15 protein-coding genes and 1 pseudogene are annotated in these 18,948 nt (G+C 59.7%); 11 read left to right on the top strand and 5 right to left on the bottom strand.

Annotated elements, in window-relative coordinates; translation table 11 throughout:
- The first annotated feature begins 123 nt into the window (after positions 1-123).
- Positions 124-327: a hypothetical protein gene (locus OOJ09_RS19400; protein ID WP_269906721.1), complete on the top strand. Its 204-nt coding sequence runs from the start codon at positions 124-126 to the stop codon at positions 325-327.
- Positions 328-499: 172 nt separating this feature from the next.
- Here OOJ09_RS19400 and OOJ09_RS19405 read toward each other — a convergent pair whose 3' ends face one another.
- Entirely contained in the window at positions 500-736 is a 237-nt protein-coding gene (locus tag OOJ09_RS19405; protein ID WP_269906722.1) for a DUF6894 family protein, read from the bottom strand.
- A 196-nt stretch (positions 737-932) separates the two neighbouring features.
- On the opposite strand from OOJ09_RS19405, the gene OOJ09_RS19410 reads away from it, so the two are divergent.
- Complete coding sequence (locus OOJ09_RS19410; protein ID WP_269906723.1) at positions 933-1,652, top strand: Crp/Fnr family transcriptional regulator; 720 nt, start codon at positions 933-935, stop codon at positions 1,650-1,652.
- Positions 1,653-1,790: 138 nt separating this feature from the next.
- Here the strand turns inward: OOJ09_RS19410 and OOJ09_RS19415 are convergent.
- Together OOJ09_RS19415 and OOJ09_RS19420 are read right to left on the bottom strand one after the other, a co-directional pair.
- Positions 1,791-1,943, bottom strand: a pseudogene (locus OOJ09_RS19415) (zincin-like metallopeptidase domain-containing protein); the annotation flags it as partial.
- Between the two features lie 84 nt (positions 1,944-2,027).
- Positions 2,028-2,945: a LysR family transcriptional regulator gene (locus tag OOJ09_RS19420; RefSeq protein ID WP_269906725.1), complete on the bottom strand. Its 918-nt coding sequence runs from the start codon at positions 2,943-2,945 to the stop codon at positions 2,028-2,030.
- Between the two features lie 272 nt (positions 2,946-3,217).
- On the opposite strand from OOJ09_RS19420, the gene OOJ09_RS19425 reads away from it, so the two are divergent.
- The 4 genes from OOJ09_RS19425 (at position 3,218) to OOJ09_RS19440 (ending at position 6,872) form a co-directional block, all read left to right on the top strand.
- Positions 3,218-3,877: an ABC transporter permease subunit gene (locus OOJ09_RS19425; protein WP_269906726.1), complete on the top strand. Its 660-nt coding sequence runs from the start codon at positions 3,218-3,220 to the stop codon at positions 3,875-3,877.
- Positions 3,878-3,889: 12 nt separating this feature from the next.
- Complete coding sequence (locus tag OOJ09_RS19430; protein ID WP_269906727.1) at positions 3,890-4,642, top strand: ABC transporter permease; 753 nt, start codon at positions 3,890-3,892, stop codon at positions 4,640-4,642.
- Positions 4,643-4,695: 53 nt separating this feature from the next.
- Positions 4,696-5,544: a transporter substrate-binding domain-containing protein gene (locus tag OOJ09_RS19435; RefSeq protein WP_269906728.1), complete on the top strand. Its 849-nt coding sequence runs from the start codon at positions 4,696-4,698 to the stop codon at positions 5,542-5,544.
- Between the two features lie 74 nt (positions 5,545-5,618).
- Complete coding sequence (locus OOJ09_RS19440) at positions 5,619-6,872, top strand: CapA family protein (protein WP_269906729.1); 1,254 nt, start codon at positions 5,619-5,621, stop codon at positions 6,870-6,872.
- Between the two features lie 16 nt (positions 6,873-6,888).
- On the opposite strand, the gene OOJ09_RS19445 is transcribed toward OOJ09_RS19440, so the two are convergent.
- Complete coding sequence (locus OOJ09_RS19445) at positions 6,889-7,401, bottom strand: helix-turn-helix domain-containing protein (RefSeq protein ID WP_269906730.1); 513 nt, start codon at positions 7,399-7,401, stop codon at positions 6,889-6,891.
- 164 nt (positions 7,402-7,565) lie between these two features.
- Here OOJ09_RS19445 and OOJ09_RS19450 point away from each other — a divergent pair, with 164 nt between their 5' ends.
- From OOJ09_RS19450 to OOJ09_RS19465, 4 genes are all read left to right on the top strand, one after another.
- The gene (locus OOJ09_RS19450; RefSeq protein ID WP_224685811.1) at positions 7,566-7,802 is read left to right on the top strand and encodes a helix-turn-helix domain-containing protein; all 237 of its coding nucleotides are present in this window, start codon (positions 7,566-7,568) and stop codon (positions 7,800-7,802) included.
- A 725-nt stretch (positions 7,803-8,527) separates the two neighbouring features.
- A complete protein-coding gene (locus OOJ09_RS19455) occupies positions 8,528-10,342 on the top strand; it encodes a hypothetical protein (protein ID WP_269906731.1) in 1,815 nt (604 codons plus the stop codon).
- Positions 10,342-11,886 carry a hypothetical protein gene (locus OOJ09_RS19460; RefSeq protein WP_269906732.1) on the top strand — a complete coding sequence of 515 codons (1,545 nt, stop codon included), beginning with the start codon at positions 10,342-10,344 and terminating at the stop codon, positions 11,884-11,886. Before OOJ09_RS19455 ends, OOJ09_RS19460 begins: the two co-directional genes overlap by 1 nt.
- On the top strand, positions 11,883-17,210 hold the full coding sequence (locus tag OOJ09_RS19465; protein ID WP_269906733.1) for an FtsK/SpoIIIE domain-containing protein: 5,328 nt from the start codon (positions 11,883-11,885) through the stop codon (positions 17,208-17,210). The genes OOJ09_RS19460 and OOJ09_RS19465 overlap by 4 nt, the downstream gene beginning before the upstream one ends.
- Here OOJ09_RS19465 and OOJ09_RS19470 read toward each other — a convergent pair.
- A complete protein-coding gene (locus OOJ09_RS19470; RefSeq protein ID WP_269906734.1) occupies positions 17,198-17,650 on the bottom strand; it encodes a hypothetical protein in 453 nt (150 codons plus the stop codon). The genes OOJ09_RS19465 and OOJ09_RS19470 overlap by 13 nt on opposite strands.
- A 131-nt stretch (positions 17,651-17,781) precedes the next feature.
- On the opposite strand from OOJ09_RS19470, the gene OOJ09_RS19475 reads away from it, so the two are divergent.
- Positions 17,782-18,915, top strand: a complete 1,134-nt coding sequence (locus OOJ09_RS19475; protein WP_269906735.1) for a cysteine desulfurase family protein — start codon at positions 17,782-17,784, stop codon at positions 18,913-18,915.
- The last annotated feature ends 33 nt before the right edge of the window (positions 18,916-18,948 follow it).

An 18,948-nucleotide genomic window follows, 5' to 3' on the forward strand; every position in this document is an offset into this window, starting at 1 on the left:
GTCACGCCGGCGGTGAGACCTCGCCGAGGTTGCCATCGATAAAATTGCCGACACTACATCAAAGTTAAATGCGGCTTGCTGGGCCATCAGCCATTGATGACGCTCCGCTCAGAGGAACATGCCATGCCAACTGTCCAACGCATCGCAGAGTCCGATCCTCTCCTGTCTACACGCGTCGAGGTGGTCGAAGCCTGCGGCGAGTGGTTCGTTCATGTTGTCGAGGACGGCCGAGACCATACGCGGTCGTTTGACATCGAGGCTTTCGCGCTGAATTACGCCGAGGGCCAGTGTTCGCGGTTGAAGCTCAAGGAGTATCTACGGATCTAACTTTTGCGTGCGCAGGGCGCATGACTGGAACTTAAATTGCTGAAACGCATTGTTACCCGCCTGGAACATGGGGCGGGGACAGACCATGCATGCACGTCGTTCTACAACGGCGCTTTCGCAGCTATTGAACCAGCCGCCGATCCAGCCGGAAGGCGGTCCGTCCGACTGATGACTAGGCGCTCCATCCTGACGTCAGGATGAGTGACGCCTCGAAAACTTGTGCCCCTGTATCGCTACGCACTTTGACGGTGAGTTTCACCAGTTCGTGGTCCGGCATCTCCTCACGGGTGACATCATGCAGAATCCGCACCGCCTCAATCCGCGCACGTTCCCGTGATTCCAGCAGTTGGCCTTCGTCGTCGAGGACATGGCCATTGCTGTTATAAACGTCGAAAAAATACCGATTCATGTCGAGCCATTTGCATCAGGGATTTGGGTCAATTCCCGTCAACGGCCTTGGTTCCTGTTCACGCTGGCATTTCATCGTAAAAGCGGGCATTTTTCCCCTCCAGCGACGGGCCCGTTCTTAAGGGCAATTAAACCCTCGCCCCGCCCCACAAAGGCTCGGCGACCGGCACCCGGATCCGGATACGGCGAGCCCTAACATGCTTGAACCTCTCTACTTGCAGCTTGGCCAGCACGATAAACTCTGCGACGAAGAGAAAGCTCTCCTGGCCGACATCCTGTCTCCAGGGCGTGATTTTGCGGCGGGGCAGGACCTCGTTTCGGAGGGCTCACGACCCGCGTACAGCACCCTGCTGCTTGAGGGCTTGGCAGCCCGCTACAAAGTGCTGGAAGACGGCGGCCGGCAGTTTACATCGCTGCAGGTGGCGGGCGATTTCGTCGACCTCCATGCCTTTCTGCTCAAGACTATGGACCATGGCATCATAGCGCTGTCGCCTTGCCGTGTTCTGTTTGCGGATCATGCACGCCTGCGCATGGTCACGGAACAGGCACCCCACCTCACGCGCCACCTGTGGCTCGACACGCTGATCGACGGAGCCATTCACCGCGAATGGATCGTGGCCATGGGCCGCCGCTCCAAGACTTCACATCTTGCCCATCTCATTTGCGAGCTGTTTTTGCGATTGCAGGTGGTGAAGCACACCAATGGGATGAGCTTCCATTTTCCATTGTCTCAAGCCGAGGTCGCGGACGTCCTGGGTCTTTCCGTCGTGCATATGAACAGGGTAATCGGCGAGGTTCGCCGAGCTGATCTCATTACCTGGGTCAATCATACCATCAAGATCCTTGACTGGGACCGGCTGGCGGAGTTGGCGGAGTTTGACCCGACCTACCTAAGCCTGGTTTGCGAGCCCCGGTGAACATCGGCCAAGGCAAGCTTGGCTCAGGAAAGGCAACCGTCAGCTTACCTCCTCTACGTTGCAGATCCCGAAGCCCACAGGTAGCCGCTGGCTTCCGCCATTTGCTAGCGGCGGTGATGACGGCCCTGTAGTCATCTTTCAGGAGCTTAATCCAGTGGCTAAGTACTTGGCGTGATCCGCGCGCGGTTCCGCCTCGATTCCAAGTTTCGCGCAGAGGAACGCTACATCCATCTCGGCGACCAATTCTTCGGCCCCGCGTACCCGGCGTCGATGTAGCGTCGATATGCGCCTCGCAAGCCGGAAACGTCGAACACGATCCGAGTTGGGAGGGCATCCTTAAAATTTCAAACGTTGGCGCTTCCAGAGGAATACCAATCATCCTCTCGCAGGCAGTTCCGTGGAAAAGGCAGCGATGATCGCCTTGAGCGAGACATCCAGGGCTTTGGAAAAGGTCCTGCCCTTCTGCCAAATCGCCACGTAATGATACAGCGCGGATGGTTCCACCGGCTTTATTCCCAAGTGAAACGCCGCGTATTCACGCGCGATGATCTCGTTGGTGATTGAAATGCCCAGGCCAGCGGAAACGTATCCGGCTTCGTGACCGTTGCAATCGAATTCCACCAGTATGTTCGGCTCAACGCCGGCGAAACGCATGGCATTGAAGTTCATTTGATGGGCGGCGAACTGGGGATCGATATCGACGATCGTTTCACCCGCCAGGTCTTGTGCCTCGATACAGGTCTGTTTTGAAAAGCGGTGGTCGGGATGGAAGATGCATACGTTTCGCGCCGACCCAAGCGGCGCCCACTCAAAGAGACTTGGATCCAGGGGCAGCCTCGAGATTCCGAGTTCGGCACGCCCTGCCAGAATGTGCTCGCCGATCTGCTCGTAGCTTCCCGAAAGTGACCGGACATTCGAAGCGGTCTTTGCGTGGATAATCGCCACGACCTTGGGCAAGGTCACGAAGCCGAAAACAGACGGCGCGGCAATCGCAATCCGCTGCTTTTCGTCGTTCTTCATCGCGAAGATCGACGCTTCCAGCCGACCCAGCGACGTCAAGGCAAGTTCCACGTTTCGCAGGAGTTCCCAGGCTTCCTGCAAGGGGACGATGCGGTTGGCTGATCTCTTGAAGAGTGTGATGCCGAGCGTGGTCTCGAGTTGCTTCACATGTTGACTGACGGCCGGCTGGCTTATCCCGAGCGCTGCCGCCGCTCGCCTTGTCGAACCGGCCCGCAACACTTCTCGGAAAACCTTCAGTTGACGGAGCTTCAGGTCGCTCTGCAGCAACTCCATCCCTGCGCTCCTTTCCCTGATAACGCCCACCCGGGAAGCAGATACCGCCAAACCGGGGAGCAACGAACCGCCTCAGTATATAACGGTGCGTTATAGATAAAATAATAAAAATTATAGATTGAGTGTGTAATTTCAAGCGTTTAGAATTGGGCAATATCTCCAATTAACTCCAAATTACCAATATAACAATTCGCAACCTTGGGTTATACGACTTGGTCTGAGTGACACGGACCGTCGTATCTCGCGGTATTGCGAACCAAGGAACGCGCCCCATGGGTGGTTTTACTACTCAGTTTGTTGTCGCACTCACCGTGACCATAAGCCTGGCTCTTGTCAGCGGCTGCCTGGGTACGGTATTTGGGCTGTTTCTGGCCATTTCGAAGGGCACGGCCCTACCCCGCGTCAACGCAGTCGTGACGGCCTACACGACGGTCGTCCGAGGTGTACCAGAACTTCTCATTATCCTGCTCATCTACTTCGGCGGAACGACCCTCGCCAGCAAGATCGCCGGCCGCTACGTGGAGGTGAACGCATTCACCGCAGGGGTCATCGCGCTCTCCGTCGTCTTCAGCGGATATGCGACCGAAGTGTTTCGCGGCGCGATTGCGGCAGTGCCAGCGGGTCAAACTGAAGCGGCAAAGTCGCTTGGACTGAACGCCTGGCAGCGCTGGGTGTTCATCATCGGACCGCAGATGCTGCGGTTGGCGCTGCCGGCCTATGGCAATCTCTGGATTTCGCTCTTCAAGGATACCGCGCTGGTTTCGATCGTTGGCCTGACCGACATCATGCGCGTCGCGTATGTGGGGGCCGGATCCTTGCGCGCACCATTGACCTTCTACCTTGCGGCCGCCGCTCTCTACCTCTCGCTGACCACCGTCACGCTGCTGTCGATCCGGCTGGCTGAGCGGCGCTATCCGGCACTCGGCCGGTAGGAGGGAGCGACCATGAACCTCGGCTTGATGTTTGACGCACTGGTTGTCCTGCCTTCGGGTGTTGGTCTCACCTTGACCCTCACGGTCTTGTCGCTGGCGGCCGGATTTCTTCTGTCCGTGCCGCTGGCCTTCATCCGCGCGTTTGGACGTCCCGGCCTCTCGCTCGCGGTGCTGGCATACACCTATGTCATCCGCGGAACGCCGATGCTCGTTCAGCTCTTCCTGCTCTACTACGGCCTCGCTCAGATCGAGGCGGTGCGAGCCAGCATCTTTTGGGTGATCCTGCGCGACCCTTTCTGGTGCGCCCTTTTGACATTCTCGCTGAACAGCGCGGCACACACCACCGAGATCCTGTGCCGCGGCCTCCAGTCCGTGCCCAAAGGTGTCACCGAGGCAGCGACGTCTCTCGGCTTGAAACGCTTCCAGATCGCTCGCCTGGTCACCTTCCCGATCGCTTTCAGGATATCGCTTCCGGCCTACGGGAACGAGGTCGTGGGGATGATCAAGGGCTCGTCGCTGGCGAGCACCGTAACGCTGCTCGAGATCACCGGCATGGCGCGACAGATGGTGTCCACCACGTTCGCACCGTACGAGATCTTCATCGTCGCCGGAGCGATCTACCTATCGCTCACCTCGATTGCCGTCAAAGCGATCCAACTCCTGGAGCGATGGCTTTCGACCGACGGCCATCCTGTGCGTCGACGAAGGGCGCGATTGCGCCCCGCCCTACCTGATCACGAGATCACGACGACGCCCCTGCCCTAACCCGCGGGTTTTTTCGGCAGCCCATTCCATCCAAACCAACGAAGAGGTGCATAATGCGCATACCCCTGGCTATTGCTGTTTCTATCGCATCCCTGATGTCGGCATTCCCGGCGAGCGCGCAAAGCGAGCGCGTCATTTCGATCGCCTCCGAAGGTGCTTCGCCGCCTTGGGACAGCACCGACGCGAACGGTCAGCTCTACGGTTACGATATTGATGTCGGACAGGAGTTGTGCCGTCGCATCGAGATCAAATGTACCTTTGTCCCGCAGGATTGGGACGGGATCATTCCGGCACTGCTTGTCGGCAAGTTCGACGTGATCATGTCCGGCATGGCGATCACGGAAAAACGCAAGCAGAAGATCGCGTTCTCCGTTCCCTACGCCACCGGCTTCAACCAGTTCGTGGTGCGCAAGGACCTGGGTCTCGATCCTGGCGACATCAAGCAGAAGGTCAACCTCTCGACCATCGGCGACAAGGAGAAGGCGACGATCGAACGCCTCAGATCGACACTCGCCGGCAGGGCGATCGGGGCCCTGCGCTCGTCGAATTCGGAAGCAGTCGTGAAGGAAATGCTGGGCGATGTCGTGACCATCCGCAGTTATGACAGCCAGGACAACATGAAGCTCGATCTTGCCGCGGGTCGCATCGACGGCGGCCTCGCCGACTATTTCACCTGGCGGGATTTCCTGGAGACGCCTGCCGGTTCGGGTGTGGTGTTTTTCGGGCCGGAACTAAAGGGCGGGCTGTGGGGGCCAGGCGTGGGCGCCGGCATGCGCAAGGACGATGGCGAGTTGCTCGCCAAGTTCAACGCGGCCATCGACGCGGCCACCAAGGACGGAACGATCAAGGCGCTGAGCCTGAAATGGTTCAAGAGCGATATCTCACCGGCCCTCTCGCAATAGCCGGGCACCAGTTCCGTCACCGATGTGGCGCCGGCCGGAACGCCAGCGCCCTCCCCTCCTTCAAGGCGAGTTCCATGAAAGACCAGTTCTGCGCGGTCGTTACCGGCCAATCCCTGATCAAGCACGACATTCGTGGCGTCAAAGACGAACGCTTCATCGCAGTTACGGACTTCCTGCGCCAAGGCGACGTCGTCTTCACCAACTTCGAATCGACGATCCTCGGCAAGCACGGCGGGTGGCCGACCAAGGGCAAATACTTCGGATATTCCAGGGCTGAAGTGCTCGACGCATTGCAGGCCATCGGTTTCAACGCGCTTGCGCTCGCAAACAACCACGCCTTCGATCTCGGCGCTGGCGGCATCCTCTCGACGCTCGAGGAGGTGGAAGCGCGGGGCTTCCTCCATGCCGGCATCGGGGCCGACGAGACGAATGCGAGGAAACCGGGCCGCCGCCGGCTGGGCGCGCGAGAGGTCGCGCTTCTCGCGCTGGATGCAGGCCCAGGCCCGACCAACATGTATGCCGAAGACCGCACGGCCTTCCGGCCGGCTCGGCCCGGCGTCAATCGTCTGAACACCGTTCGCAAGATGGAGGTGCCGGACGGACATTTCAGCAGACTGGCAAGACTGGGCGCTCATTTGCAAAGCTCGCCCTTTGAACTGGCCAACTATGCGCAACCGGAGGACCCTGTAGAGGTGGCAGCCGGCAACGAGATTAATTTCTACGGCACCGTGTTCACGCAAGCCTCCGATTTCGGCCGTCTGATCGAAGTCGATCAGCGCAGCGCGCGTGTCCATCTGTCCGCCATCCAGCACGCAGCGGCACAAGGCGATTTCGTCATTGCCTATCTGCACCACCATCATTGGGAACCAGGTTGGCAGGACGTGCCGCGATGGGTGCAGACCTTTGCCCGGGCGTGCATCGACGCCGGCGCGAACCTATTCGTCAGCCACGGCGCTCCTGTGCTGCAGGCCGTGGAAATCTACAATGGCTCGCCGATCTTCTACGGCCTCGGAAACTTTCTTTTCCACGTCCACCCCGACGAAACCGAATGGGATCCACCGGAAGTCTGGCAAAGCATCGTCGCCGCCTGCCGCTATGATGCGGGCGGAAACCTCGCAGAAATAGATCTCCTGCCCGTCGTGATCGGCGCGGACCCCCAGTCTCTCGGATCAGCAACGGGCAGATTGGTACCGGTCACCGTCACTGGAAGCGCAGCGCGAGACATCCTTGAGGGATTCGCGACCCGCTCGCGGGCGTTCGGCGTCGAAATCGAAGTGTCCTCGGCTTGCGGCCGCATCGCCCTGCCCGCTGCACGAAAATTCGGCTGACAGGCCCGACCGGCCGTCAGACGGTCTTGCATTCGGCCGGCGCGGATTCGCCGGCCGTTTCGCTATCCGCCTCTGTGTCTCGCAGGGCCAGTTCTTCTCCTAACGCTGCGATCAGGGACGAGACGCGACCGCGCACACGCGGCGGAAGGTTCACCAGCCCCTCAATCAGGCGCCGACCCTCCGCGCTGGCAATGAAATCCAGGCGCTCGTCGACCGGCAGGGGCCGCGCCTCGACGCGGGTCTCATCGTTTCCCGGCAGGCCTTCGAAGAAGCGGCCGACAGGAACGCCGAGCGAGCTGCCGATCTCGTAGAGCATCGACGCGCTCACGCGATTCCGCGCGTTCTCGTATTTCTGGAGCTGCTGGAAACTGATGCCGATGGATCGAGCTAGCTGTGCCTGCGAGACGTCGGACTGGACGCGAACGGTAGCAATCTGCCTGCCGACATGCTGATCGGCGGGATGTGGGTCATTTTCGATCTTTGGCTCCGGCCCCGTCCGAAAGAGGACGGAGCGTTGCGGTTTCAACAAGGCCTTTTGATCCTCCACAAATCCGTCGGATTAAGAGTCTGTCGCGTACGCTCCGGCCTCTTCGCACCGATTTTATTCTGGTCGAATCGCCATATAATATACCTTACGGGGTGCAAAATAACCCTATAGGTGGCAAAGAAAATCTGCCTGCCGATTGTGGACTCATGGTCAGTCCACGACAGATTCGAGCCGCACGAGCTTTGCTTGGTTGGTCGCAGCAGGAGCTTGCCGACAAGGCAATTGTGTCACTGAATGCGCTGGCCCGGTTGGAAAATGGCAAGGTAGATTCCCGGATCAGCACTTTGCAGGCCATTGAGGCGGCTTTGATAAAGGCGGGTGTCGAATTCTTGTCCGCTGGTCAAAAGGGTGAAGGTGTACGGCTCTTAGATCCTCTGGTTTGATAGCGACAGAGCGAATCTGCGGCCAGGGAAATTCCGGATCGTCCTTTGGCGACTGCCCTTCCCTAGGCACTGCCTCAGGTTTAGCTGCCACACCGGCACAAGTGTCAGCCGAGATTTCGCACCACGCCACTACCCCAGGATCACGTGATTGGCTCGCGCCCAGATCGTTGCAAGCAAACGCGCTTAGGCTTGGTCTCGCATCTGCAATTACCGTTCCCAGAATTGCTCTCCTGCGGGTGACGAGAGGCAAAGTCGTGATATTGTCGGAATCAGTCATGATCCGAGCTCCAGAAAGCTTTGGGGTGTGGCTAGACCGAACGACGTGTTGGAGCACGTCGTTCAGCAACGAAGAGCGAACCACATTTTACGTACATACCGTACATTACGGACACCGCCATTGTCAAACGTTCCTGACCCGATCGACAACAAAACTGAACGCTTCGAGTTGCGGCTCTCGACCGACTTACTTGCTCGCGTAGACGAATGGCGTCGCACCCAGCCAGATCTTCCCACCAGATCGGAAGCGTTCCGGCGATTGGTAGAGGCTGGTCTAGCGTCAAAATAGGTGCGGCTTGGTAGAAATGTCGCGTGCGCGTGGCAGCTTCGGCTTGTATTGTTGCGGCTCACCAGTTCTACAGTAGTCTGCAACTGACGGATTTTCATGAGGCTGCGCTGGAATTCCAGGACGGTCGTCAGCACAAGACGGCAGTCGTGGGGGGTAGTGCATGCCGACCAACAACTGGATCCGGTTTCTTCGGAACTACGGACCCATTCCGACCAATGATAATATGTACGACGAGACCATTCAGCGGGCGTTGGCTCGCTTGAAGATGCAGCCAATCGAGCTGCCAGCCCAACATCTCGCATGGTTGGTCGACAATTTCAGGTCAGAAGAATGCCAGTCCATCATCCTCACGGGCACCGCCGGCGACGGAAAGACCTATCACTGCCGACGCGTGTGGCTTGAGCTTGGAGGCACGATTGAAGATTGGAATGGCGGAGAGAAGATCCAGCGCCTCAGCTTGGGGTCTCGCCAACTCATTGTCGTCAAGGACCTAAGCGAGCTTCGCTCCGACGAGAGTAAACCGCTGATCGAGCAGATGGCGTGGGATGTCGCAGACCCCAATTCCCCTAGGGTCTATCTGATGGCGGCCAATCATGGCCAGCTTTTAGAAAAGATGAAGACCGCCGGCAGCGACAAGACGACAAGCGCTCTTGTCGAGGTGGTGGAGAATCTCCTGGTCGTTGGCCGCAGCGGAAATTCAGCGATTAAGCTCGATTTGAGGGATCTCAGTCGGTCTGCCGCCGCCGTGATGATCGATCAGGTCATCGATGCGGTGACGCTGCACCCCGGTTGGGACGGCTGCGCGGATTGTCCGGCGCTGAATGGGGCAACCTGTCCGATCCGCGAGAACCGCGAACGGCTGGTCGGAACCCACGACAAGGGTCTCTTCCGGCGACGGCTCTGCAATCTGGTCGAAGCCAGCGAACAGAATGGTGGTCACTTTACCATCCGGCAGGTTCTATCCCTCGTCACGAACATCATTCTTGGCCATCCCGACGCACGCGACGGACTAATGGCGTGCACCGATGTCGTCGAATTGGCAGCTGCGGGAACCGCGGAGCGAGCCAGTCCCTACCGCAACGTGTTCGGCGGCAACTTGAAACCAAGCCGAGCAGAAAGAACCGAGCCCTTTCGCAAGCTCAACCTGTTCGGCATCGGCTCGGAAACGAGCAACAAAGTCGACAATTTGCTGGTCTACGGCGCCGACGATCCGGCACTGGTGGAAACCTACAGAACCCTGGTGCAAACCGATCAGGTCTACGGCGAGACGCCAGCCTATAAACGGGCGCAACAGTCCTACCTCGAGGGCGACGATCCGAGCGCTGTCGCCCGTTTTCTCGGGCTACTTCGCGGGCAGCGTCAGCGGTTGTTCTTTACCATCTCAGATGAGTTGGCAGACACGCTGGACCTCTGGGACCTGACCGTCTTTCGGTACGCCGGGCTCTATCTCGAGACTAGTCGTGCGTTGGCAGAGAAACGAGCATTGCCGCGGCAGGTGATGCCCATGCTCGTGCGCGGGCTGAACCGGGTGTTCACCGGCATGCTGATCCAGAACCAGGACGAGCTGGTCCTTGCAAGTTCAGGAAGCCAGTCGCAGTCGAGGACCAGTCCTCTGCTGGAGGAATTCGTGTCCGTCGCCCGCAGAGCCGGCGAGGAAGTGGCGCTGCTCGGTGACGGGGATGGAGACATGAAGCTGGTGGTTCGGCTTGCGCGTGATGATCCGCCTGAAGTCACGCTGCAACTGTCGACGACGCGCTTTGAGTTCTTGGGACGTGTGGCCGAGGGTGCACTCCCAACGAGTTTTTCGCTCGAGTGCCACGAGGACCTTCTTGCCTTCAAGGCACGGCTGCTGAGCGCCGTCGAACGGCGGCGATTCCTTGATGGAGACGATCGCAGTGACGGGATCGTCCTCAAGTTCATCGACCTCAATTCTGACGGCCGTGCATCATCGCGTAGCGTCACGGTGAGGCTCTGATGATGGAGATCCTGAAACGCCCTATTTCCCATGAGGATCGCACAGGACCAGCGTTCTGGGTCGACGAAGCGATCTGGGGGCATCGCCTGCATGACGAACAGACGCCCTGGCTGATCCTGCTTGAATTCCTTGGCGTGCTCCGATCCGAGCAAGTCGCCGGCCGCGCTTTTGCGGAAGGGGAGTTCAATGCACTTTCCTATCGTCCGCAGACACAATTGCGACTGCGCAATCTCATCTTCAATAATCCCTACCTTTTGACCATCGGGGCAGAGGGGCTCTCCGACGATGCAGCCTGGACCAAATGGCTGGAGTTAATGGAACAGAACGCCGGCGGCCTCGAGAGCCGGGACTTCAGTTATCTCCGCGGCCGCTTCGACTCATTCGACGATTTTGCCTCTGTGGTGGGGTTCTTGCAGTCGTCCGCCATCGAAGGCGCCAGCAATAAACGCTGGAGTTCAAAGTTCGTTTTCCCCTTCGGTCCCAGCGCGCTGTATGAGGATGCGGCGGTGACGGCGTCTGGTGTTTCAACCGATAGGCGGTTTTTTGCTCGGACCGGCGAAGTTCTCTATCTGATGCTGTGCCGGTCCAAACGAGCTGCGGAGCTCAAGGAACGACTGGTCGGAAAACTCTTCGAACAGCCAACCGTTTATGATCGGCTGGTCGCTGCACTGCAAGGCGAGCCACAACTTGCCGAGCGGGATCGGCCAGGCGCCTACCTGCCCTGCTCGACCCACCCGATGTTCGATCAGCTCGCCGAGGATTGGATCGCCATTCTGGATAGCCCGATTTCGGTGTTCGACGCTCTGCCGCACATCGTAACCATCACCGGGCTCAATCTTGTTCGATACCAGCTTGACCGGGCGCGTGAGCTGCTCGACTCGGTGCCCATTACGATGATCTGCGAGATCGTATCGCCAAAAAAGACCGTGATCCGTGACCTTGCGGCGGACTCTTTCCAAGCGAACAATGCGCTGCCCGGTCTTGCCATTGAGCATTACGTCCGCAGTGCCGAAACCTCTCATGAGTGGCAGCTCGCCGTTGCATCGGACGATGCCGTTCTCAGCGCCGCAGAGGTCCTTGGCCGCCAATTTGACTGGCCCGACCCTGACGACCTACCGACCGGGATGAGCAATCCTCGAGACTTGATCGATGAGCTCGTCGGCAGGGCGAAGACAAGGCACGCGCAACATGTGGGCAAGGTTCATTCGACCTGGGCGCGGCAGATCGGATTGAGTTCGCGTCGCTCAAGCCGGCGCGTGCGCTACGCACCGACCGACCGCCTGCTCAAAACCCTTGTTGTCTGCTGCGTGAGCGAGCGGATGGAGTTCAAGGACTTCCTTGCCGCCCTCCACGATCGCTACGGCTTTGTGATCGGAGATCAACAGGCCGCGAGCATCGTCGGCGCCGGAAAAGCCGATCAGGAGGACTTCTCCGACAATGCACGTCGGCTGGAGGAACGGCTGATTAGCCTCGGGCTGCTCAACCGGCTATCGGATTCGGCAGCCTATGTAGAAAATCCGTTTCGCCGCGAGGTGCGAGCATGAACGCTCTCGATCTGATCGGCACGGCAGGCGCTGCGGCGCTCCAAGAGCGCCTGCAGGGCCTCGGGGCGGACAGCGGCACCGCTCGTTTCATGCTCGATCGCCTCACCGGACCGCAGGTTGCCGCGATCGTCAGGCAATTGGTTTCTGACCTTTCGATCCAGTCGCAAGTCAAGATTGCTGTTCCCCGCGCACTCGTCGATGGCCAGGGTCTGCCCGATTCCGTGATCACCGATGAGAGGACCGTGGCGTGGCGTCATGCCGAGTGCGACCGTCCCGCTCTCCTTATCGCGAACACCGACGATGATCAGGGCGCTTCACTGCACGATGTGGCGCTGATCGGCGCCAAGGAACTCAAAGAAGGGCCCGCCTATTGGGTTCTCCCCGCGTCCGACGGTCTGGGGTTACCGGTAGAGCACATCGAAGCATGGCACATTGCCCTCAAGGCCCTGTCCAGTGTCGATGATTGGCCACTCGCTCAGCTCAGCAACTATGTTGCCATGACGCGGGCCGCGATCGACAGCATGTCGCTACCCGTGGCGGACGCACTTGGCTGGGCGCTGCCGGCACTGCAATTGCCGCGCGACACAGGATACTTTCGATCGCAGCGGCCAAAGGACCTGCAGCAGCAAGGCCGCTGGAGGCGCCTCTACGACAAACTCATCACTGACCGTAGGCCACTGCTTTCCAAGCAGCGGCCCAATCGCCAGCCGATCGAATCCGACGAGCTGCGGGATCAATTCGAGACGGTTCGAGACGAGATTGCCGCCGAGCTGCACCCGGTGATCGAGGCTTTCGTCGACTCGCCGGCCGGGTGGCGCGAGGCGACCGAAAAGCTCGCTGAGCTGGAGTGGGAACAGGACAACATTCTTCTCATCTTCTCGGGCCTCAAGCTCAAAAAGCTGAAGCTTCCGGAAGAGACCGCTCGGTTTTTCGACTATGAGCGTCCCGATCGCCTCAGCGACCCGGACAAGGCCTATCTCGGCGATCTCAAGGGTCGATCCCTCAAGGAATCACGAGAGGACGACCGAGAGTTCTTCGAAGCCCATCGGGAGGATCTCGCGGCCAACAGGCAGTTGCGCGCCAAATGGGAAAAGTTCGTCTACGGACGCCCGATTGAGTGCACGGATTTCCTCGATGGCTTGGTCCGCAGCATTGAGCGGCTCTTTGCCCAGCTTGGTACGCTCAAGATGCCACGCGGGATCGAGATCAGGTCTTCACGCCGGACCAAGACGCAGTGGTTGGACATGAATGTCGACGTGGCCCGCGCCTTCAGCCTCAAGTATAAGGCGCTGCGTCAGGTTCTCCCACCAGCGGTCAGTTGGGACACGCCGCACATTTTCGAGTTCGAAAGGCTCCTCGAAGCCGCAAACAAGAGCCGGAAATTCCGCGAGAATGTCTCGACGTCGCGCGCAAACATTCAGATCAAGTTCGATCTCACTCTGACTGTGGGAAGCGGCCCCGGTGCGGAGAAAAACACGGTTCAGTTGATCTGGCGGGCCGAGCCAAACGCGATCGGATTGGCGTTGCCCGATGACCTGGCCAGGCTCGAAAAGAACCCATTCGGCATTGCCGAAGTGTCGCGCATGCTGGTCAGCAAGAAGGGAGCGATGCAGTCGGTGTCCCTCGCCGACGTAGGCACTTTGCAACCCTCCTTCCGCCAGGATGCCGGATCGTTGGTTCCACGATCGACCAATGTCGAAGACCTAAGCAAGGCCCTGCCCAGGACCATCAAGGCAGCCGTCGCGGGCGGTCGCATGACGCCGCCTGCCGGCGCGGACCTTGGAGAGACATGGACTACCTTCGTCGCGGGCTACTCGGCTGCCATCGAAGATTGGCGGGCGAACGGCATGGGGGGAACACCCCAGCTCGAACAGGCCGATTTGTATGCAAGGCTACTTGAGCAACTTCGTAGCTCGGCGCCAGGTGACTTAAACCGGCGGGACCTGTGGGAACCGATACTCAGGATCGGGACGGTTCAGATTGCCGGTTCGACGCCGGCTGCGATCGTAGCACCTTGGCACCCGATGCGGATGGCCGCCACCGCCGTAAAGATGCGATCTCTCTGCGGCCTGATTGATCACCTTCTTAAGGCGGAAGAAGTCAATTTCGGCGACCAGCGGCTCTTTTTTGTCGATCTCCGGTCCGAGCTCGCTCACCCTTACTATCCGGAGGCAGTACCGGGTTTCAACGGAGGTGAAGCGGTTCTCCTGACTGAGACGAGCACACTCAACGATTACAGCTTTATGGAACGGCCGGTTCGCGATCCCTCGGAAGCGTCCACCGATGTGGATCCGGCAGAGGCTGCTCGTGAGATCCGCGGGCTGATCGGCCGTTATCTCGACTTGCAGCCGCATGAGCGCGCCAATCTCAGCATCATGCTCTACAACTGCGATGCTGCTGGCCTGCCATTGGCCACGGTCAACGCGTTGGGGTCAGTTCACGAAGACGAGGTCCACTGCAACGTCCTCGTCCGCCATCGAGACCGCTCGAAGCTCAACAAGGTCTATACCGATCTCCTAGATCAGTCAGGCAACGACCCCGACGCCATCGTCGTCAGTGAAACGTCGCTCAACTTCATGTCGAAGCTCAGAATTGGGGTGATGCTTGAGGGCAGTACGGGGCGGCGCGCACCTGACGAGCGCAGCGTGGACGTGGCGTTCCTGCATGATGTCGTATCGCGTCAGGCCAGGGAGGCCTGGTTTTCCGTTCCTCGCAACGACGACACAAACCCGTCGATCGCCGATCACGTGCCGCCTCGCTGGTCGTATCGCCGGGTCGTGGGGGAAGAACAACTCACCGCAACAAGCTACCTGGTTTCGCCCCGCCAACCTCGGGTCGGCTGGTCCTATCTCGACGCTCTGGCGGCCGTGATCCGCAAACAGTCGCATCGCGACAACGAGCATTACCTGCCCGCGCGTCAGATTTCGCTGCAGGACCATGGCCTGGAGGCCATGTTCAAGGATGTTCACGGCTTGGCCGAGTGGGTCGCCACTTATGACGACCTTCTCGACAAGCGGCAGCTCATGGCGCAAGGCATCAAGGTCATCCGATATCGGCGCGAACGGACGCACGGTCGCAACATGGTCGTATCCTCGACCTCGGACCTGCGCGTCCTGCCGGTACTTGTCCGTCGACGTCTCGATCAACTCAGCCTGGGGCTTAGCGACGACCGTCTATCGGCGCTTGCCGAGAGGATGATCGCCGACGCGACGGCCATCTCTGGAGATGTCATACTGCGTGCGGCCAAGCGCGGCGTATCAGCTGGGGAGTTGATAGGCCTGGTCCTCAGTCGTGCACTTGTTGCTGAGGAGCTTTTGAAGCGTCCGGCATCGTGGTTCCTTCTCGACGACTACGCGCAATGGCTGGGCCAGCGAGAGGAAGGGATCGCCGACATCCTTGCGCTCAGCGTCGACCCGGGGCCCGATGGGCGCCCCAGGCTCCGTGCGGTTGTGACGGAAGCGAAGTATGTCGAGTCCAGTGGTCTGGCGGAAGCCAAACGTCATTCTAGCCAGCAGTTGCGACAGACAATGCGCCGGATTGAGGACGCGCTCTTCGGCGATCCGGGGCGGCTTGACCGTGACCTATGGCTTTCGCGTCTTGCCGACATCCTGCTCGACGAACCCTCGGCTCTGACCGAATGCTTTGCACTCGAGGAGGTGAGGAATGGCATCCGCAACGGCACGGTGGAGATCGATCTAAAGGGCTATTCCCACATTTTTGTTTCGGGCCCCGCAGACGCCGGTGGCTCCCCTGGCGACCAGGACGAAGTGACCGAGGTTCGAGGACTGCAGGAGATCTACACGCGCGAAGGTCTGCGGCAACTGATAAAGGCATATGAGGCCTCGGAAACGTTGATGCCGATCAGAAGCGCCCTGGGAGATCGCAGGCCGTGGGAAACATCTGAGTTTCGCGCGCCGGCACCGCGCGTTCGGTGGACCAAGAGTGCCCCAGCCAGTGGTACCGGCCCCGAGCGGGGCGCCCCTCGGCCGAGCCCTCCGCCAACGACACCCGCGCCGCTTTCGCCCGATCCCAACGTGAACGCGGGAACAGCGCCTGCTGCCGATGCCGGCGAGGCTGAGCCTAATGCAGCTGCCCGCTCCGCCGCGCCTGATCGGGAGGAACAGGAGGCGGCCGGACCGATCTCAGGGGACAACGAGAGCTTCGCCGGCATGGTGTCTCGGAGAGCGGGGCAGGTGCAGGAGGCGGCTGGCGAGGACGAACAATGGCTCGAGGCCACAGCCGGCCGGCTGCGTACCGCGCTTATGGGTTACAACCTACAGGCCAAGATCGCTGGGATGCGATTGACGCCAAACGCCGCCTTGGTGCGATTTGTCGGCAGCGACCGGCTGCGCGTCGAAGACATCGAGGCGAAACAGTCCGCCCTTCTGACCACGCATGGCCTGAGGGTGATCTCCATTTCGCCGCTGCCCGGCGAGATCGTGGTGGGCGTGGCAAGAGCAAAGCGGCAGATTGTCTCGATGTGGGATCTCTGGGAACGCCGCGCCCTGAACCGCAATGCCGCCGGTCTCAACACGAGCTTCCTCCTCGGTCTGCGCGAGCTGGATGGCGAAATTCTCTATCTCAACTTGGGTGGGCCGTTCGCTGGCGTATCTCAACACGACCCGCACACGCTCATCGCGGGCGCGACGGGCAGTGGCAAATCAGTGCTGATCCAGGCGCTGATCCTCGACATCGCCGCGACCAATCCTAGCGCCCTGGTGCACATTCACCTGATCGATCCAAAAATGGGCGTCGACTACTCCGCGATAGAGCGGCTGCCGCATGTGAAGGGTGGGATAATCATTGACCAACCGGCCGCCATCGAAATGATGGAAGGGCTCGTCATCGAGATGGACAGGCGATACGAGCTCTTCAGGCAAAGTGGGGCTCGCGACATCCGATCTTTCAACATCAAGGCCGCGCCAGAAGCACGGCTGCCGATGAAGTTTCTCATCCACGACGAGTTCGCCGAATGGATGCTGACCGAGGATTACAAGGGCGCCGTCACCTCTATTGTTTCCAGACTCGGGGTAAAGGCGCGAGCCGCCGGCATCCACCTGGTCTTTGCGGCACAACGGCCAGATGCCGGGGTCATGCCCGTTCAGCTGCGTGACAATCTCGGTAATCGGCTGATCCTCAAGGTCGCGAGCGTCGGAACCTCAGAGATCGCACTCGGGACGAAGGGTGCCGAGAACCTGCTCGGCCTTGGGCATCTGGCGGCTCGGCTGAGCGGCGAGGCCTCGACCGTCTTCGCTCAGGCACCATTTCTGTCCGACGAGGACATAGAAGACGTGGTGTCGGCGATCGCGGCTCAGGACGGTTGAGCTGGCAAAACCGGAGGCGCGGGAGGACAAAACAGGGGGGCGAGGGCGTAAATGACCCCGGCGCACGAAATCGCCGCCGCGACCCACAACAGGAACTGAATGATCTTCACCGTCGAGGGCGGCCATTTCTTGTCCTTGTTCTTGATCGAGACCGCATAATCGCCGTCGAGCTTGTTCAAATTGGTAATGTAGAGGCTGAAGGCCTGGCTGAAGCGACCCATGATGAAAACGCTGGCGATACTCACGACGGCCGCGAACAAGAAAATTGCGACGGCAATGAGCCGATCGGTCTTGAGCTGGGATGCCGCGAAGTACCACAACCCGCCGATCGCCACCGAGAACAGCGGGGGAATCTTGTAGAGGATGTCGTTCATCGCTCTGAAGTGGGCGTATTGCTCTTTGTAGATTTCTTTGACGCTGACGTCGTTGCCTTCGGGCATGGGGATGCGCATCTCCTGTTCCGCCAGTACTCTATCAGCAAATCGCCTGGGCCTCGACCGTGGGCCGATTTAGAATTTTTCCCGTTCCGGATAAGGTCGAGCTTGATCCGAAGACAGAGTCACACGCGCCCATGCCGATATATCTTGATGGTCACTCGACAACACCATTGGCGCCAGAGGCGATGGAAGCGATGGCACCTTGGTGGCATGCTCAGGTCGGAAATCCGCACTCACCTCACCTGAGCGGTATGTTGGCGTCACAGGCCGTTGAGACTGCGCGCTCGGAACTCGCGTCCCTCATCGGCTCTGATCCACAGGAACTCGTCTTCACGTCCGGGGCGACCGAGGCAAACAACATCGCGATAAGGGGCATTGCTCTCGCCGCGCTTGAAGGTGGCATCGGGCGGCGTGACATTGTCGTATCGGCCATCGAGCACAAGAGTGTGCTGTCGTCCGCGAGTTCGCTGCGGAGTGCCGGCTTCCGCATCATCGAAGCGCCGGTTGATGTGAACGGCATCATCGATATTTCAGCTCTGGAACGGTTGGTCGGCATTGAGACACTCTTGGTGTCGGTGATGGCGGTCAACAACGAGGTGGGATCCATTCAACCGCTTGCCGATGTCATTCGTATTGCCCGTGCCGCGGGGGCGCTCGTGCATGTCGATGCTGCACAGGGCGCGGGCAAACTTCCTCTCGACTGTGCGGAGTTCGATTTAGCGAGCCTTTCATCGCACAAAATTTACGGCCCAATGGGCATCGGTGCGCTGTTCATATCATCGGCCGCTTCTCTCCGGCCGTTGCCGGTGTTGTTCGGCGGCGGTCAGGAGGCTGGCGTGCGCCCTGGAACCGTACCGACGCCGCTCGTGGTCGGGTTTGGCGCGGCCGCCAAGGTCTCCAGGACGCGGCTCGTCGCGGACGCCGCCCATTCAGGGCGGCTGTCGGCTCTGTTCCTCGAAGAGTTGCGCAGCAGGCAAGTGCAATTCATCGAGAATGTTTCCGCGCCGAGTCGGGTACCCGGAAGTTTGAGTCTGAGATTTCCTGGTAATGAAGCCATGTCTATAATAGTGAAGGCCAGTGATCGGATCTCGATTTCCGAAGGATCAGCTTGCACGAGTGGGCAGATCACCGCATCGCACGTCCTACTTGAGATGGGATTTACTCATCAAGAGGCTACGGAAACTATCCGTTTATACTTCTCCCGCTACAATAGGGAGGCGGACGCCATGGAGGCGGCCGCGGTGCTATCAGCAATAGTGGCGCGCTAGGGATTGCCAACTGGCGACGCTCTCCAGTAGCAT

The organism is Mesorhizobium qingshengii (assembly GCF_027563465.1).
Classification (GTDB): Bacteria; Pseudomonadota; Alphaproteobacteria; order Rhizobiales; family Rhizobiaceae; genus Mesorhizobium; species Mesorhizobium qingshengii_A.

What these genes read in the sequence shown, in the direction of transcription:
- OOJ09_RS19440 (WP_269906729.1), top strand. Translation starts at nt 5,619, where the DNA reads ATGAAAGACCAGTTCTGCGCGGTCGTTACCGGCCAATCCCTGATCAAG.
- OOJ09_RS19460 (WP_269906732.1), top strand. Translation starts at nt 10,342, where the DNA reads ATGATGGAGATCCTGAAACGCCCTATTTCCCATGAGGATCGCACAGGA.
- OOJ09_RS19410 (WP_269906723.1), top strand. Translation starts at nt 933, where the DNA reads ATGCTTGAACCTCTCTACTTGCAGCTTGGCCAGCACGATAAACTCTGC.
- OOJ09_RS19400 (WP_269906721.1), top strand. Translation starts at nt 124, where the DNA reads ATGCCAACTGTCCAACGCATCGCAGAGTCCGATCCTCTCCTGTCTACA.
- OOJ09_RS19475 (WP_269906735.1), top strand. Translation starts at nt 17,782, where the DNA reads ATGCCGATATATCTTGATGGTCACTCGACAACACCATTGGCGCCAGAG.
- OOJ09_RS19425 (WP_269906726.1), top strand. Translation starts at nt 3,218, where the DNA reads ATGGGTGGTTTTACTACTCAGTTTGTTGTCGCACTCACCGTGACCATA.
- OOJ09_RS19465 (WP_269906733.1), top strand. Translation starts at nt 11,883, where the DNA reads ATGAACGCTCTCGATCTGATCGGCACGGCAGGCGCTGCGGCGCTCCAA.
- OOJ09_RS19430 (WP_269906727.1), top strand. Translation starts at nt 3,890, where the DNA reads ATGAACCTCGGCTTGATGTTTGACGCACTGGTTGTCCTGCCTTCGGGT.
- OOJ09_RS19420 (WP_269906725.1), bottom strand. Translation starts at nt 2,945, where the DNA reads ATGGAGTTGCTGCAGAGCGACCTGAAGCTCCGTCAACTGAAGGTTTTC.
- OOJ09_RS19455 (WP_269906731.1), top strand. Translation starts at nt 8,528, where the DNA reads ATGCCGACCAACAACTGGATCCGGTTTCTTCGGAACTACGGACCCATT.
- OOJ09_RS19405 (WP_269906722.1), bottom strand. Translation starts at nt 736, where the DNA reads ATGAATCGGTATTTTTTCGACGTTTATAACAGCAATGGCCATGTCCTC.
- OOJ09_RS19470 (WP_269906734.1), bottom strand. Translation starts at nt 17,650, where the DNA reads ATGCCCGAAGGCAACGACGTCAGCGTCAAAGAAATCTACAAAGAGCAA.
- OOJ09_RS19435 (WP_269906728.1), top strand. Translation starts at nt 4,696, where the DNA reads ATGCGCATACCCCTGGCTATTGCTGTTTCTATCGCATCCCTGATGTCG.
- OOJ09_RS19450 (WP_224685811.1), top strand. Translation starts at nt 7,566, where the DNA reads ATGGTCAGTCCACGACAGATTCGAGCCGCACGAGCTTTGCTTGGTTGG.